The 15,289-nt window shown below is 61.6% G+C and carries 15 protein-coding genes; 13 read left to right on the top strand and 2 right to left on the bottom strand.

Features of this window, described 5'->3' with window-relative positions:
- Positions 1–25: 25 nt before the first annotated feature.
- Entirely contained in the window at positions 26–466 is a 441-nt protein-coding gene (locus ACQ4W0_RS02730) for an acyl-CoA thioesterase (protein ID WP_436575366.1), read from the bottom strand.
- A gap of 61 nt (positions 467–527) precedes the next feature.
- Here ACQ4W0_RS02730 and ACQ4W0_RS02725 point away from each other — a divergent pair, with 61 nt between their 5' ends.
- The 10 genes from ACQ4W0_RS02725 to ACQ4W0_RS02680 all read left to right on the top strand — a co-directional run bounded on the left by ACQ4W0_RS02725 (position 528) and on the right by ACQ4W0_RS02680 (position 10,197).
- Entirely contained in the window at positions 528–2,381 is a 1,854-nt protein-coding gene (locus ACQ4W0_RS02725; RefSeq protein WP_436575365.1) for an ABCB family ABC transporter ATP-binding protein/permease, read from the top strand.
- Between the two features lie 196 nt (positions 2,382–2,577).
- On the top strand, positions 2,578–3,534 hold the full coding sequence (locus tag ACQ4W0_RS02720) for an amino acid ABC transporter substrate-binding protein (protein ID WP_436575364.1): 957 nt from the start codon (positions 2,578–2,580) through the stop codon (positions 3,532–3,534).
- A gap of 97 nt (positions 3,535–3,631) precedes the next feature.
- The gene (locus ACQ4W0_RS02715) at positions 3,632–4,381 is read left to right on the top strand and encodes an amino acid ABC transporter permease (RefSeq protein WP_436511617.1); all 750 of its coding nucleotides are present in this window, start codon (positions 3,632–3,634) and stop codon (positions 4,379–4,381) included.
- Position 4,382: 1 nt separating this feature from the next.
- Complete coding sequence (locus ACQ4W0_RS02710; protein ID WP_436575363.1) at positions 4,383–5,075, top strand: amino acid ABC transporter permease; 693 nt, start codon at positions 4,383–4,385, stop codon at positions 5,073–5,075.
- Between the two features lie 19 nt (positions 5,076–5,094).
- The gene (locus tag ACQ4W0_RS02705) at positions 5,095–5,820 is read left to right on the top strand and encodes an amino acid ABC transporter ATP-binding protein (protein WP_099376217.1); all 726 of its coding nucleotides are present in this window, start codon (positions 5,095–5,097) and stop codon (positions 5,818–5,820) included.
- Between the two features lie 157 nt (positions 5,821–5,977).
- Complete coding sequence (gene pyrC, locus ACQ4W0_RS02700) at positions 5,978–7,030, top strand: dihydroorotase (RefSeq protein WP_436575362.1); 1,053 nt, start codon at positions 5,978–5,980, stop codon at positions 7,028–7,030.
- Between the two features lie 6 nt (positions 7,031–7,036).
- Positions 7,037–7,855 (top strand): DUF3025 domain-containing protein, encoded by an 819-nt coding sequence (locus tag ACQ4W0_RS02695; RefSeq protein WP_436575361.1) that lies wholly within the window; start codon positions 7,037–7,039, stop codon positions 7,853–7,855.
- 1 nt (position 7,856) lies between these two features.
- Positions 7,857–8,846, top strand: coding sequence for a Gfo/Idh/MocA family protein (locus ACQ4W0_RS02690; RefSeq protein WP_436575360.1), 990 nt, complete (start codon positions 7,857–7,859; stop codon positions 8,844–8,846).
- Between the two features lie 11 nt (positions 8,847–8,857).
- Positions 8,858–10,072 (top strand): MFS transporter, encoded by a 1,215-nt coding sequence (locus tag ACQ4W0_RS02685; RefSeq protein WP_436575359.1) that lies wholly within the window; start codon positions 8,858–8,860, stop codon positions 10,070–10,072.
- On the top strand, positions 10,072–10,197 hold the full coding sequence (locus ACQ4W0_RS02680; RefSeq protein WP_436575358.1) for a hypothetical protein: 126 nt from the start codon (positions 10,072–10,074) through the stop codon (positions 10,195–10,197). Before ACQ4W0_RS02685 ends, ACQ4W0_RS02680 begins: the two co-directional genes overlap by 1 nt.
- An 11-nt stretch (positions 10,198–10,208) precedes the next feature.
- Here the strand turns inward: ACQ4W0_RS02680 and recG are convergent, their stop codons facing one another.
- The gene (recG, locus tag ACQ4W0_RS02675; RefSeq protein WP_436575357.1) at positions 10,209–12,311 is read right to left on the bottom strand and encodes an ATP-dependent DNA helicase RecG; all 2,103 of its coding nucleotides are present in this window, start codon (positions 12,309–12,311) and stop codon (positions 10,209–10,211) included.
- Between the two features lie 176 nt (positions 12,312–12,487).
- Between recG and queA the strand changes: the two genes are divergently transcribed.
- The 3 genes from queA to yajC all read left to right on the top strand — a co-directional run bounded on the left by queA (position 12,488) and on the right by yajC (position 15,214).
- The gene (gene queA / locus ACQ4W0_RS02670) at positions 12,488–13,543 is read left to right on the top strand and encodes a tRNA preQ1(34) S-adenosylmethionine ribosyltransferase-isomerase QueA (protein WP_436575356.1); all 1,056 of its coding nucleotides are present in this window, start codon (positions 12,488–12,490) and stop codon (positions 13,541–13,543) included.
- 2 nt (positions 13,544–13,545) lie between these two features.
- Positions 13,546–14,685, top strand: coding sequence for a tRNA guanosine(34) transglycosylase Tgt (tgt, locus tag ACQ4W0_RS02665; RefSeq protein ID WP_436575355.1), 1,140 nt, complete (start codon positions 13,546–13,548; stop codon positions 14,683–14,685).
- Between the two features lie 196 nt (positions 14,686–14,881).
- A complete protein-coding gene (gene yajC / locus ACQ4W0_RS02660) occupies positions 14,882–15,214 on the top strand; it encodes a preprotein translocase subunit YajC (protein WP_096238151.1) in 333 nt (110 codons plus the stop codon).
- The last annotated feature ends 75 nt before the right edge of the window (positions 15,215–15,289 follow it).

The raw sequence follows: 15,289 nt of genomic DNA, 5'->3' as shown, positions 1-15,289 counted from the left end.
ATGCAATGTGGGATTAATACGACAACTAAGGCGACAGCAAGGTCTCGATCGGCGGCACCTTGCGCGGCTTGCGGTCGGAGTCGGTCGCCACATAGATCAGGGTGGCTTCCGTGACTTTCACGATGCACGCCTGCAGGCGGTTGCGCTCGGCATACACTTCGACATTGACGGTGATCGAGGTATTGCCGACCTTGACGATTTCGGCGTAGAAGGAGAGCAGATCGCCGACGAACACGGGGTTTTTGAAGACGAAGGAGTTGACTGCGATGGTGGCAACGCGGCCGTTGGCGCGCCGCGTGGCCGGCAGCGAGCCGGCGATATCGACTTGCGCCATGATCCAGCCGCCGAAGACGTCGCCGTACACATTGGCGTCGGACGGCGCGGGCATCATGCGCAATTCCGGCATTTTTCCGGCGGGCAGGCCAGAGGCGAGGCAGTTATCAGGGCGGTCGGGGGAGGTGCTCATCTTTTATTCTCATGAAAGGCTACAATTGCCCCGATTGAACCATAAAAAGCCGACCTTCGCCATGCGCCGTTCCCAGACTCCCCCTCCGCCCCGCTCGCCAGCCTCCGCCAGCCACAGCGATTTCGCCACCATCAAGACCTTGCTGCCGTATTTATGGGTTTACAAATGGCGGGTGCTGCTGGCGCTGCTATGCCTGGTGGGCGCCAAGCTGGCTAACGTGGGCGTGCCCCTGATCCTGAAAAAACTTGTCGACGCCATGACGATCACGGCGGCGCACCCGCAGGCGCTGCTGGTGTTGCCGGTCAGCTTGCTGGTGGCGTATGGTTTGCTGCGCCTGTCGACCACCTTGTTTACCGAATTGCGCGAATTCCTGTTCGCCAGGGTGACGCAGCGGGCCGTGCGCACCATCGCCCTGCAAGTGTTCCGCCACCTGCATGCCTTGTCCCTGCGTTTCCATTTGAACCGGCAGACGGGCGGCATGACGCGCGATATCGAACGGGGCACGCGTAGCGTCGGCTCGCTCATTTCCTATACCTTGTTCAATATCTTGCCGACCCTGGTGGAAATCACCCTGGTGCTCGGCTATCTGGTCTTGCATTACGACATCTGGTTCACCGTGATCACGGCGGTGGCGCTGGTGTCCTACATCGTGTTTACCGTGCTGGTGACGAACTGGCGTACGCATTTCCGCCGCACCATGAATGACCTCGACTCGAAGGCGAATACCAAGGCCATCGATTCGTTGATCAACTATGAGACCGTGAAATATTTCGGTAACGAGGATTACGAGGCGAAGCGTTACGACGAGGGCTTGCAGCGCTATGAATCGGCCGCCGTGAAATCGCAAACTTCCTTGTCCCTGCTCAATACGGGCCAGTCGCTGATCATCGCCACGGCCGTCACCTTGATCCTGTGGCGCGCCACGGTGGGCGTGATCAACGGCAGCATGACCTTGGGCGACCTGGTGCTGGTGAACGCCTTCATGATCCAGCTGTACATCCCTCTCAATTTCCTCGGCGTCATTTACCGCGAAATCAAGCAAAGCCTGGCCGACATGGAGCGCCTGTTTTCCCTGCTGAACGAAAACCGCGAAATCGCCGATACGCCGGAGGCCAAACCGCTCGTCACGCGGGGTGCGGCCGTGCGCTTTGCGCATGTGGATTTCAGCTATGAAGCCAAGCGGCAAATCCTGTTCGACGTGGATTTCCAGATTCCGGCCGGCACCACCACGGCCGTGGTGGGCCACAGCGGCTCGGGCAAGTCGACCCTGTCGCGCTTGCTGTTCCGCTTCTATGAAGTCGATGGCGGCGGCATCACCATCGATGGCCAGGACTTGCGCAGCATGACGCAGGACTCCCTGCGCGCCGCCATCGGCATCGTGCCGCAGGACACGGTGCTGTTCAACGACACCATCGAATACAACATCGCTTACGGCAAGCCGGGCGCCAGCAAGGACGCCATCGTGGCGGCGGCAAAAGCGGCGTCGATCCATGATTTTATTGAAAGCTTGCCGGATGGCTACAATTCCATGGTGGGCGAGCGGGGCTTGAAGCTGTCTGGGGGCGAAAAGCAGCGCGTGGCGATTGCCCGCACCTTGCTGAAAGACCCTGCCATTCTGATCTTCGACGAGGCCACGTCGGCGCTCGATTCCAAGGCCGAGCAGGCGATCCAGGCGCAGTTGAAGGACATCGCCAAGAACCGCACCACGCTGGTGATCGCGCACCGTCTTTCAACGGTGGCCGATGCCCAGCAAATCCTGGTGCTCGATCATGGCCGCATCGTCGAACGGGGCACGCATCCGCAATTGCTGGCCGCCGATGGCTTGTACGCGCAAATGTGGCAACGCCAGCAGGCGAATAGGGACGATGAGGCGGAAGAGGACGACGCGCTGGCGGGCTTGGCGTCGGCAAAATAAATCGGTGGCGGAAAATCAGTAGGAAAAATGCTACAGCCGCGCTGATTCAGGCGCGCGTATAGCGCCTATTTGCGGACAATCGCAGAAAACGGCTGGTCCGGCGCTGAAAATGAAATAAAATTAATTCCATTGGTGGCATTTGCACCACAGTTGTTTCGTCCGGCTTTGCGTCCGGTTTGTCCGTCCAGGAGAATTTATGAAATTGACCAAAATCATCGCCACGCTGCTCAGCGTCGGTGTCATCAGCAGCATGTCGCCAGTCCAGGCTCAGGAATTGACCGGCACCTTGGCCAAAATCAAGAAAGCCGGTTCCGTCACCCTCGGTGTGCGCGACGGCTCCGTTCCCTTCTCCTATCTCGATGACAAGCAGCAATACCAAGGCTATTCGATCGACCTGTGCATGAAAGTCGTCACGGCCCTGCAAAAGCACCTGGGCATGAGTGAACTGAAAGTGGTGATGAGCCCTGTCACCTCGGCCAACCGCATCCCGCTGATGGCCAACGGCACCATCGACCTCGAATGCGGCTCGACCACGAACAACCTGGAGCGCCAGCAGCAGGTAGCATTCGCGCCCACCATGTTTGTCATCGGCAACCGCGTGCTGTCGAAAAAAACCTCGAACATCAAGACCCTGGAAGACTTGCGCGGCAAGACCCTGGTCGCCACGGCCGGCACGTCGACCATCAAACAGATGACGATTTTGAACAAGGAAAAGAACCTGGGCATGACCATTGCCGTCGGCAAGGATCATCCTGAATCGTTCCTGATGCTGGAAACGGGCCGCGCGGTGGCCGAAGCCAACGACGACATCTTGCTGGCGTCGCAAGTGGCCAACTCGAAAAACCCGAACGACTACGAAATCACCAAGGAAGCGCTGTCGGTCGAACCGTACGGCATCATGCTGCGCAAGGGCGACCCGGCCTTCAAGAAAGTGGTCGACGACGCGCTGATCCGCCTGTACAAGAGCGAAGACATCAACCGCATCTATGCCAAGTGGTTCACGTCGGCTATCCCGCCGAAAAACATCAACCTGAAATTCCCCATGCCGCCGCAATTGAAGGCCGTGTTCATGAATCCGACCGACTCGGGTGACCCCGCTGCGTATGCGGCCGTGCCCGAAGCGCAGAAGACATCGGACAAACGGAAAAAGTAACAAGAGTGCGTAACAAATCGGGGGGCGCAAGCCTCCCGGTTTTATTTGCGGGGCAGGCGGCTGGCCGCTTTCCTTGAGCTGCATGGGAAGGATGATCATGAATTACAACTGGAATTGGCGCATCTTCTGGGAGATGTCCCCCGATGGCGTGGGCACGTATATGGATACCCTGTGGTCCGGCCTGGTGTGGACCCTGGCCACGGCCGGCGCGGCCTGGATCATGGCCTTGATCCTGGGCCTGGTGATCGGCACCGTCCGTACCCTGCCGAACAAATGGCTGGTGGGCGTGGCCAATGCCTACGTTGAATTGTTCCGCAACGTGCCGCTGCTGGTGCAGATGTTCCTCTGGTATTTCGTCATGCCGGAATTGCTGCCGCCGGACCTGGGTGCCTGGGTCAAGTCGCTGCCGAACGCGCCATTCGTCACGGCCGTGCTGTGTCTGGGATTCTTTACCTCCTCGCGCGTGGCCGTGCAGGTGACGACGGGCATCGAGGCGCTGCCGCGCGGGCAGAAACTGGCCGGCACCGCGCTGGGCCTGACGCTGCCGCAAACCTACCGTTTCATCTTGCTGCCGATGGCCGCGCGCGTCATCATGCCGCCGCTGACCAGTGAATTTCTGAACATCATCAAGAACAGCTCCGTGGCATTGACGATCGGCCTGATCGAACTGACGGCCAGCGCGCGCGCCATCCAGGAGTTTTCCTTCCAGGTGTTCGAGGCGTTTTCGGCCGCCACCATCATTTACGTCGTCGTCAACCTGCTGGTGGTGGTGCTGATGCACCTGATCGAGAAAAAGGTCGCCATCCCGGGCTTCATCGTCGCCGGCGCCAAGACGGGAGGACACTGACATGTTCGGTAACTTCGACTTTGATGTCATCTCCCGCTCGTGGGTTTACCTGTTCCAGACCGGCATGGTCTTCACCCTGAAACTGACGGCGCTGGCCATGGTGGGCGGCATCGTGCTGGGTACCTTGCTGGCGCTGATGCGCCTGTCCAGCAACCGCATCGTCTCGGGCGTGGCGTCGAGCTACGTCAACCTGATACGCTCGATCCCGCTGGTGCTGGTGATCTTCTGGTTCTACTTCCTGGTGCCGTACATCGCCGCCTGGGTCATCGGCGCGAACGAACCCGTGAAAGTGGGCGCATTTTCTTCCGCGCTGATCACCTTCATCATGTTCGAGGCGGCATACTATTGCGAGATCATGCGCAGCGGCATACAGTCGATCCCCCGCGGCCAGGTATGGGCCGGCCAGGCGCTGGGCATGAACTACCGGCAAACCATGGGCAGCATCGTGCTGCCGCAAGCCTTCCGCAACATGATCCCCGTGCTGCTGACGCAAACCATCGTGCTGTTCCAGGACGTGTCGCTCGTATACGTGCTGTCGATCCCCGATTTCGTCGGCGCCGCCTCGAAAATCGCGCAGCGCGACGGCCGTCTGGTGGAAATGTATGTGTTTGTCGCCGTCGTGTATTTCGTGCTGTGCTATGCCTTGTCGTTCCTGGTAAAACGCCTGCAGAAACGCGTCGCCATCATTCGCTAACTGAAAAAGAAAGAACAAGATGATCGAACTCAATAACGTCAGCAAATGGTATGGCCAGTTCCAGGTACTGACCGACTGCACCACCAAGGTCGCCAAGGGCGATGTGATGGTCATTTGCGGCCCGTCCGGCTCCGGCAAGTCGACCCTGATCAAGACCGTCAACGGCCTCGAACCGATACAGCAGGGACAGATCATCGTCGACGGCATCAGCGTCAACGACCCGAAAACGAACCTGTCGAAACTGCGTGCGCGCATCGGCATGGTGTTCCAGAATTTCGAGCTGTTTCCGCACCTGTCGATTCGTGAAAACCTGACCATCGGCCAGATCAAGGTGCTCGGTCGCAGCGCCGACGAAGCCAATGCCAAGGGCTTGAAATACCTGGACCGCGTGGGCCTGCTGTCGCAGCAAGATAAATTCCCCGGCCAGCTGTCGGGCGGCCAGCAGCAGCGCGTGGCGATTGCCCGCGCGCTGTCGATGGACCCGATCGCCATGCTGTTCGACGAGCCCACTTCGGCGCTCGATCCGGAAATGATCAACGAGGTGCTCGACGTGATGGTGGGCCTGGCGCAGGAAGGCATGACGATGATGGTCGTCACGCACGAGATGGGCTTTGCCAAACGCGTGGCCAACCGCATCGTCTTCATGGACCAGGGCAAGATCATCGAGGATTGCAGCAAGGATGACTTCTTCAATACGACACGCTCTGACCGCGCGCGCGATTTCTTGGCGAAAATCATTCACTGATCCCTGGTTTTCTGGATAAAAGCGGCCGGTTTCCACCGGCCGTTTTTGCGTTGACAGCACGCTTGCGCCAGGTTTGCATCAGGAAGCCTGGCCGCTAAGGCAGCCTTGCGGCTGGTAAAATGGCACCATCCTCAATGACTGCCTGAGAGCTGCCGCCATGTCCACACTCGATCACACCCCGACTTCCATCACCATCACCCGTCCTGACGACTGGCATTTGCACCTGCGCGACGGCGCCGTCATGGCCAGCGTGCTGCCGCACAGCGCACGCCAGTTCGGCCGCGCCATCGTCATGCCGAACCTGAAACCGCCCGTCACCACCACGGCGGACGCCGCCGCCTACCGCGAGCGCATACTGGCCGCCGTGCCCGAAGGCGTGAACTTCGATCCGCTGATGGTGCTGTACCTGACGAACAACACCTCGCCCGACGAAATCCGCCGCGCGCAGGACAGCGGCATCGTGCAGGCCGTCAAATTGTATCCGGCCGGCGCCACCACCAATTCCGACCTGGGCGTGACGGATTTGAAGAATTGCTACAAGGTGCTCGAAGTGATGCAGGAAGTGGGCATGCCCTTCCTCGTGCACGGCGAAGTGACGGACCCGGAGATCGACATTTTCGACCGCGAGGCCGTCTTCATCGAGCGCGTGATGCGCCCGCTGCGCAGCGCCTTCCCGGCCCTGTCCGTGGTGTTCGAACACATCACAACCAAGGATGCGGCGCAGTACGTGGCTGAAGCGGAAGGCCCGATCGCCGCCACCATCACGGCGCATCATTTGCTGTACAACCGCAATGAGATTTTCAAGGGCGGCATCCGCCCCCATTACTACTGCCTGCCTATCCTCAAGCGCGAAGAGCACCGCTTGGCGCTGATGACGGCCGCCGCCAGCGGCGACGAGCGCTTCTTCCTCGGCACCGACTCGGCGCCGCACGCGCAAGGCGCCAAGGAAATGGCCTGCGGCTGCGCCGGTTGCTACACGGCCCTGCACGCGATGGAAATGTATGCCGAGGCGTTCGAACGCGCCGGCGCGCTCGATAAACTGGAAGCGTTTGCCAGCTTCCACGGCCCGGCTTTCTACGGTGTGCCGCGCAATACGGACAGCATCACCTTGAAGCGCGAAAGCTGGACTTTGCCAGACTCGCTGCCGCTGGGCGACAGCCATGTCATTCCGCTCAACGCGGGTGAGCAGATCAACTGGAAAATGGTCTAAGCGTTCATGCTGCCATCGATAGACTGGAGCCGTCCCTGGTATGCCACGGTGCTGCCGGCGCGACGGCAGCTGGACCTGCAGCGCGACACGGTGATTGCCGCGCTCAACGGGCAGGCGCGGGCACTGGACTTGCGCAATCCGTCCGGCTTGCCGGTGTGCTTCGTGCCGCAAGCGGACCTGCCTGAAGGCGTGGCCTACGAGGAGTTCATCGGCGCGACGGGCGGGGTGCCCACGCGCGACAATCTGCACGATTTTTTCAACGCGCTCGTGTGGCTCACCTTCCCGCGCATCAAGCGGCAGCTGAACGCGCTGCAGGCGGCGCAGATCGCCCTGTCCGGCGTCGGCAAATCGCGCGGACCGGCACGCGACGGCGCCACGATCTTTGACGAAAATTCCGCCTTGCTGGTGCTGCGCGACAGCGATGCCGGACGCGCGCTGGAAGTGGCCTTGCGCGGACACGACTGGCGCAGCGCTTTTATCGCGCAGCGCGACAAGTTTGGCGCCGGCGGCGACGCCGAAGTCTGGCTGTTCGGCCACGCGCTGATGGAGAAACTGGTGGCGCCGCGCAAGGCCATCACGGCGCATACGCGCGTGATTTTCGCCGGCGACGCTTACTTTACGCTCGATGGTGCGGCACGCCGCGCCTGGCTCGACGAGCGGGTGGCGCTAGACCTGGCGCAGCAAGGTCTCACCACGGCGGACTTCACGCCGCTGCCTGTGCTGGGCTTGCCCGGCTGGTGCGAAGGCCAGGACGACGATTTTTACAATGACGTGGCGGTGTTCCGCCCGAAGCGCAAGGCAGCTGGCGCAGAAAGAGATGAATAGCATGGAAAATACCGTCCGCTGGGGTATCCTCGGCACCGGCAAGATCGCTCGCGCGATGGCGAATGGCTTGCGCGATGCGCCCGGTGCGCAACTGGTGGCGGTCGCCTCGCGCAGCAGCGCCGGCGCGCAGGCCTTTGGCGCCGAATTCGGCATCGAGCGTTGCCATGGCTCCTACCAGGCGCTGGCCATGGACCCCGAAGTGGACGTGATCTACATCGCCACGCCGCATACCTTGCATGCGGAAAATGCCTTGCTGTGCCTGGCCGCCGGCAAGCACGTCGTGTGCGAAAAACCGTTCACCATGAACGCGCGTGAAGCGCAGGCCGTGGTCAACCTGGCGCGCGAGCAAAAGCTGTTTCTGATGGAGGCCATGTGGAGCCGTTTCCTGCCAGCCGTGCAGGAAGCCAAACGCATCATCGCCAGCGGCGAGATCGGCGTGCTGCAGCAAGTGCAAGCCGATATCGGCTTTGTCGCCAATTTCCCGCCCGAGCACCGCATGTTCAATCCCGAACTCGGTGGCGGCGCGCTGCTCGACGTGGGCATCTATCCGCTGTCGATGGCGGCCTTCTTCCTCGGTCCTGTATCGCAGGTGCAGGCGCTGGCTGAAATGGGCGCCACCGGCGTCGATGAGCAAGTCGTGTTTTCCTTGCTGCACGCGGGCGGCGGTACCTCGTCCTGTGCCTGCAGCCTGCGCGCGCAAACGCCGACGGAAATGACCATATCCGGCAGCCTGGGACGCATCCGCCTGCCCAACCGTTTTTACAAACCCGATCACCTAATCGTCGAAACGATGGATGGCGAACGCCGCGTCGTCGCCGCGCCGCACCTGGGCAACGGCTACGCGCACGAGGCCATCGAAGCGATGCGTTGCATCCGCGCCGGCCTGCTGGAAAGCTCCGTCATGCCGCACGCCGACAGCGTGGCCCTGATGCACAACCTTGACACCATGCGCGGCCAGATCGGCCTCGTTTACCAAGCCGACCAGGCGTAATCAGGAACCCCATGACATTGCCCTCATCCCGCCCCAGCCTGAAAACTGTCCTCATCGCCAGTGGCGTCGTGCTGACCCTGGCGATGGGCGTGCGCCACGGCCTGGGCTTCTGGATGCAGCCGATCTCGCAAGCCAATGGCTGGACACGCGAAACCTATTCGCTGGCGCTGGCCATGCAAAACCTGATGTGGGGCGTCTTCGGCCCGTTCGCCGGCATGGCGGCCGACCGTTTTGGCACCATGCGCGTCGTCATCGTCGGCGCCATCAGCTACATGGCGGGCCTGGTGTGGATGGCGCTCGTGACGCAACCTGTCCTGTTCATCGCCGGTTCCGGCATCTTCATCGGCCTGGCGCTGGCCTGCACGGCCTTTGGAGCCATCAGCGGCATCATCGGCCGCAGCGCACCGCCCGAGCAGCGCTCGTGGGCCTTCGGCATCTCGTCGGCAGCCGGCTCGTTCGGCCAGTTCCTGATGATGCCGGTCGAGCAGCAACTGATTTCCGCCGTGGGCTGGCAAAACGCTTTCTATGTGCTGGCCGCGCTGGTGCTGCTGGCGATGATACCGATGGCTTTCTACCTGCGCGAGCCGCCCGTTTCGCACGCCAGCGGCCCGCAGCAAAGCGTTGGCGCCGCCTTCAGCGAAGCCATCGCCAGCCGCTCGTTCTGGCTGCTGCTGGCAGGATATTTTGTCTGCGGTTTCCAGCTGGTCTTCATCGGCGTGCACTTGCCGGCCTACCTGAAGGACCAGGGCCTGATGAATCCGAACATTGCCGTCACGGCGCTGGCGCTGATCGGCCTGTTCAACATCGTCGGCTCCTACTACGCAGGCAAACTCGGTGGCAAGATCGCCAAGCGCTATCTGCTGTCGGCCATCTACGTGACGCGCGCGGTGGTCATCACACTGTTCCTGCTGGCGCCCTTGTCGGCGTGGTCGGTGTACCTGTTTGCCGCCGGCATGGGCGTGCTGTGGCTGTCGACCGTGCCGCTGACGAACGGCATCGTCGCCGGCATTTTCGGCGTGAAGCACCTGTCGATGCTGGCCGGGATGGTGTTCTTCTCGCACCAGGTGGGCAGTTTTCTGGGCGCGTGGCTGGGCGGCTATCTGTACGAGCACCAGGGCAGTTACCACGCCGTATGGATGATCACCATCGGCCTGGGCTTGCTGGCCGCGCTGATCAACCTGCCCATCGACGAGCGCGCCGTCAAGCGCGTGGCGGTGGCCGCGTAATGGGCAGCTGGCGCACATGGCTGTGGCGCCTGGCTGGCACCGCACTGCTGGCCATCGTCTTCCTGGCGTATTTGCGCCCGGACTTCATGCTCGATCTGGCGAACCGCTTCTGGATGTGCATGTAGGGCGCCGGGCCTTATACCTTCAGGAATTCCTCTTTTCCACCCAGCCAGCGCGCCAGATGCGCTTCCACGGTGGCCGCGGCAGCCGTCGTGGTGGCGTGCAGCAGATCATGCGCCACGTCGCGTGCCTGGTCGACCAGCCATTGATCCGTTTCCAGGTCGGCGAAGCGCAGCATGGCCTGGCCGGACTGGCGCGCGCCAAGAAACTCCCCGGGACCGCGGATTTCCAGGTCGCGGCGGGCGATCTCGAAGCCGTCCGTCGTCTCGCGCATGGTCATCAAACGCTGGCGCGCCACGCCGCCCAGCGGGCCTTGGTACAGCAGCAGGCAGACGCTGGCCGCCGTGCCGCGCCCCACGCGGCCGCGCAGCTGGTGCAGCTGCGAAAGGCCGAAGCGCTCGGCGTGCTCGATCACCATCAGCGAGGCGTTCGGCACATCGACGCCCACCTCGATCACGGTGGTGGCCACCAGCACGTGGATATGGCCGGCGATGAAGGCATCCATCACTTCCTGTTTTTCCGCCGGTTTCAATCGGCCGTGCACGAGGCCCACCTGCAGTGCGGGCAGGGCTTCGGCCAGCATCATGTAGGTGTCGGTGGCTGTTTGCAGCTGCAGCGCTTCCGATTCCTCGATCAGCGGGCAGACCCAGTACACCTGTCGCCCTTCCAGCGCGGCCGCATACACGCGGGCGATGACTTCGTCGCGCCGGTTCTGGTCGATGGAGCGCGTGACGATGGGACTGCGTCCGGGCGGCAGTTCGTCGATCACCGACACTTCCAGGTCGGCGTAATACGTCATGGCCAGCGTGCGCGGGATCGGCGTGGCCGACATCATCAGCTGGTGCGGCACGGCCGCGCTGTCGCCCTTGTTGCGCAAGGTCAGGCGCTGGCCCACGCCGAAGCGGTGCTGCTCGTCGACGATGACCAGTCCCAGTTTGGCAAACTGCACGTTATCCTGGATCAGCGCATGCGTGCCGATCACCAGCTGCGCTTCGCCCGATTCGATCAGGGCCAGCGCCGCCGTCTTTTCCTTTTTCTTCAAGCTGCCCGTCAGCCAGGCGACTTTTACTCCCAGCGGTTCCATCCAGGCGGCGATCTTGCGGAAATGCTGCTCGGCCAGAATCTCCGTGGGCGCCATCAGCGCGGCCTGGTAGCCGCTGTCGATGGCCTGCGTGGCGGACAACGCCGCCACCACCGTCTTGCCGCTGCCGACATCGCCCTGCAGCAAGCGCTGCATCGGATACGGCTGGTGCAGGTCGGCGCGGATTTCCTCGAGCACGCGGGCCTGTGCGCCCGTCAGCTTGAAGGGCAGGGCGGCGCCAAAGGCCTGCGACAGCGTGCCGACGACTGCTAGCTGTGCGGCGCCTTTCGAGCGACGCGCGCGCTGGGCGCGTTTCAGCGACAGCTGCTGCGCCAGCAGCTCATCGAATTTCATGCGCACCCAGGCCGGGTGCGAGCGGTCCATCAGCGCGCTTTCATCGATGTCCTGCGGCGGGTAGTGCAGCAGGTGCACTGCAGCGCGGAACGGCGACAGCTGCATCTGGCGCAACAAATCGTCAGGCAAGGTATCGTGCCAGTCGATGCGGCGCATGGCGTCGGCGATCTCGCGCCGCAGGACGTGCTGCGACAAGCCTTCGCCGGACGGGTACACGGGCGTCAGCGCCGTGGGCAGCGGCGCGCCCTCGTTGACCACCTTGTAGGTCGGGTGCACCATCTCGGCGCCGAAAAAGCCGTGTTTGAGTTCGGCGCGCGCGCGTACCCGCGTGCCTTCGGCCAGCTGCTTGACCTGGCTGCCGTAGAAATTCATGAAACGCAGCAGCAGGTTGCCCGTTTCGTCGGCGATCGTCACCAGCAATTGCTTGCGCGGCTTGAAATTGACTTCGCACTTGGTGACGACACCTTCCACTTGCCACGACTCGCCGCCGCGCAGGCAGGCGTCGCGGATGGTGTAGACCTTCGTCTCGTCCTCGTAGCGCATCGGCAAGTGCAGCACCAGATCCATATCCGTGCGCAAGCCCAGTTTGGCCAGCCGGCTTTCCGTGCTGACCACTTTTTTGGCGGCTTTCGGCTTCGCGGCGGGCTTGGCTATGGGAGGAAGATCGGGCTTGGGTTCGGACATATCGGAGATTTTTGTGCCGCTAGCGTAAAATAGAGGGTTGTCCGGCACACCCTGTGCATACCGCAGTCGTAGTGTTGCGGCGGATTATTGTAATGCCTGTATAGGCGCACAGTATAGTGCCAGATGTTCCATTGCGCACTCCTAATCATTTTTGACGTACTTTTGAAGCAAAACGCATGTATTCGCTTTCCGATTTCGATTTTAATTTGCCGCAAGAAAACATTGCGCAAACTCCGTTGGCCGAGCGCAGCGCCTCGCGCCTGTTGCATCTGGACGGCGACGCCCTGGTTGACCGCAGCTTTGGCGATATCGTCGGGCTGTTGCAGGCGGGCGATCTGCTGGTGATGAACGATACGCGCGTGCTGAAAGCGCGCTTCTTTGGCGTCAAGGAAAGCGGCGGCAAGATCGAGGCGCTGGTCGAGCGCGTGCTCGACGAGCGTACCGTGCTGGCCCAGGTGCGCGCCTCGAAGTCGCCGCCACCCGGTTGCCGCATCCGCCTGGCCGACGCCTTCGACGTGACGGTCGGTCAGCGCGCCGGCGAATTCTTTACCCTGCATTTTGAGGCCGACGTGTTCGAGCTGATCGAGGCGCATGGCCGATTGCCGCTGCCGCCCTACATCGAGCATGATGCGGACGAATTTGACGAGACGCGCTATCAGACGGTCTTCAACAAGGTGCCCGGCGCCGTGGCCGCGCCGACGGCGGGCCTGCATTTCGACCAGGCCTTGCTCGATCAATTGAAGGCCAAGGGCGTCAACTTTGCCTATGTGACTCTGCACGTGGGCGCCGGCACCTTCCAGCCCGTGCGCACGGAAGTGCTGGCCGAACACAAGATGCACACCGAGTGGTACACCATGCCGCAGGACACCGTCGACGCCGTGCGCGTCGCGCAACTGGCTGGGCGCGACGTGGTCGCTGTCGGCACGACCAGCTTGCGCGCACTGGAATCGGCCTCGCAAAGCGGCCAGCTGGTGGCGGGCAGCGCCGATACGGCCCTGTTCATCACGCCCGGCTATGCCTTCAAGACGGTGACGCGCCTGATCACCAATTTCCATTTGCCGAAGTCGACCTTGTTGATGCTGGTGTCGGCCTTTGCCGGCTATGAGCCGATCCGTCATGCCTACGCGCATGCGATCGCGCAGAACTACCGTTTCTTCAGCTATGGCGATGCGATGCTGCTCACCACGCAATCGCGCGCTCCGCTGAATCTCAATACTCCCGTGAAAGACTGACCATGCTGGAATTTAAACTCCTCAAGACCGACACGAGCGGCCTGACCAAGGCACGCCGCGGCACCTTGAAACTCAACCATGGCGTCGTGCAGACGCCGATCTTCATGCCAGTGGGCACTTACGGCACCGTGAAAGCCATGTCGCCGCTGGAACTCAATGAGATCGATGCACAGATTATCCTGGGTAACACTTTCCATTTGTGGTTGCGTCCTGGCAATACCGTCATGGAGAAATTCGGCGGTTTGCACGGTTTCATGGGCTGGAACAAGCCGATTTTGACCGATTCGGGCGGCTTCCAGGTGTTTTCGCTGGGCGCCATGCGCAAGATCACGGAAGAGGGCGTGCATTTCAATTCGCCGATTAACGGCGATATACTGTTCCTCTCTCCGGAAGTGTCGATGCAGGTGCAGCGCGTCTTGAATTCCGACATCGTGATGCAGTTCGACGAATGCACTCCGTACGAGATTGAAGGCCGTCCGGCCACCATCGAGGAAGCAGCCAAGTCCATGCGCATGTCCTTGCGCTGGGCGCAGCGCTCGAAGGACGAGTTCCACCGCGGTGAAAACCCGAACGCGCTGTTCGGCATCGTGCAGGGCGGCATGTTCGAAATGCTGCGCGACGAGTCCCTGGCCAAGCTGGAAGAGATCGATTTCCCCGGCATCGCCATCGGCGGCCTGTCGGTCGGCGAGCCGAAGGAAGACATGATGCGCATGCTGGCCCACGTGGGCCCGCGCCTGCCGGCCAACAAGCCGCATTACCTGATGGGCGTGGGCACGCCGGAAGACCTGGTCGCGGGCGTGTCGAACGGCATCGACATGTTCGATTGCGTCATGCCGACGCGTAACGCCCGCAATGGCTGGCTGTTTACCCGTTTCGGCGACATCAAGATCAAGAACGCCAAGTACAAGGAAGACCAGGCGCCGCTCGACGAGACCTGCAGCTGCTACGCCTGCCGCAACTTCTCGCGCGCCTACCTGCACCATTTGCACCGTTCCAAGGAAATCCTCGGCGCGCGCCTGAACACCATCCACAACCTGCATTACTACCTGGACTTGATGCGCCAGATGCGCGAGGCGCTGGACGAAGACCGCTTCCACGCGTTCACCCTGCAATTCCACGCGGAACGCGCACGCGGAACTTAAGAAAAGCTTAGCTTGAGCCCTGGCGGCAGCAGGGCTGGAAGTTTTGTGTATTGGTGCTTGGACTGGGGCGATAAAGCATTGCATAATGCTTTTTTAGCCCCATTTAAAGTTGCCATGCCTGCAATTCGGGTTATGACGTATAGCCAATGCTAGAATACAGCGCTATTTTTTCAAACTGATTAGAACTGGAGTCACCGTGTTTTTCATTTCCAACGCTTATGCGCAAGCCCCAACCGACGCCCTGGGCTTCGGCGGCAACCTGACCAGCTTCCTGCCGCTGGTATTGATGTTCGTGGTCATGTATTTCCTGATGATCCGTCCACAGCAAAAACGCGCCAAAGAACAACGGGCGATGATGGACGCGCTGGCCAAGGGTGACGAAGTCGTCACCGCTGGCGGCATGCTGGGCCGTGTTGTCAAGGTAGTGGACGCTTACGTCACCATCGAAGTGGCGACCGGCACCGAAGTCACGGTGCAAAAGAGCTCCATTACCACTTTGCTGCCTAAAGGCACCCTGAAGGCACTGTAATTCCTCGCTGTCATTGCCTCGGCAATGATAGACCCGGGGTGGCTACCCGCCGCTCCTCGCGACGCCTCCGACGCT

This window comes from Janthinobacterium breve (genome assembly GCF_051380895.1).
Taxonomy (GTDB): Bacteria; Pseudomonadota; Gammaproteobacteria; order Burkholderiales; family Burkholderiaceae_D; genus Janthinobacterium.
The sequence above is the reverse complement of the archived record's forward strand: the minus strand, read 5'-3'. Positions and strand labels throughout refer to the sequence as shown.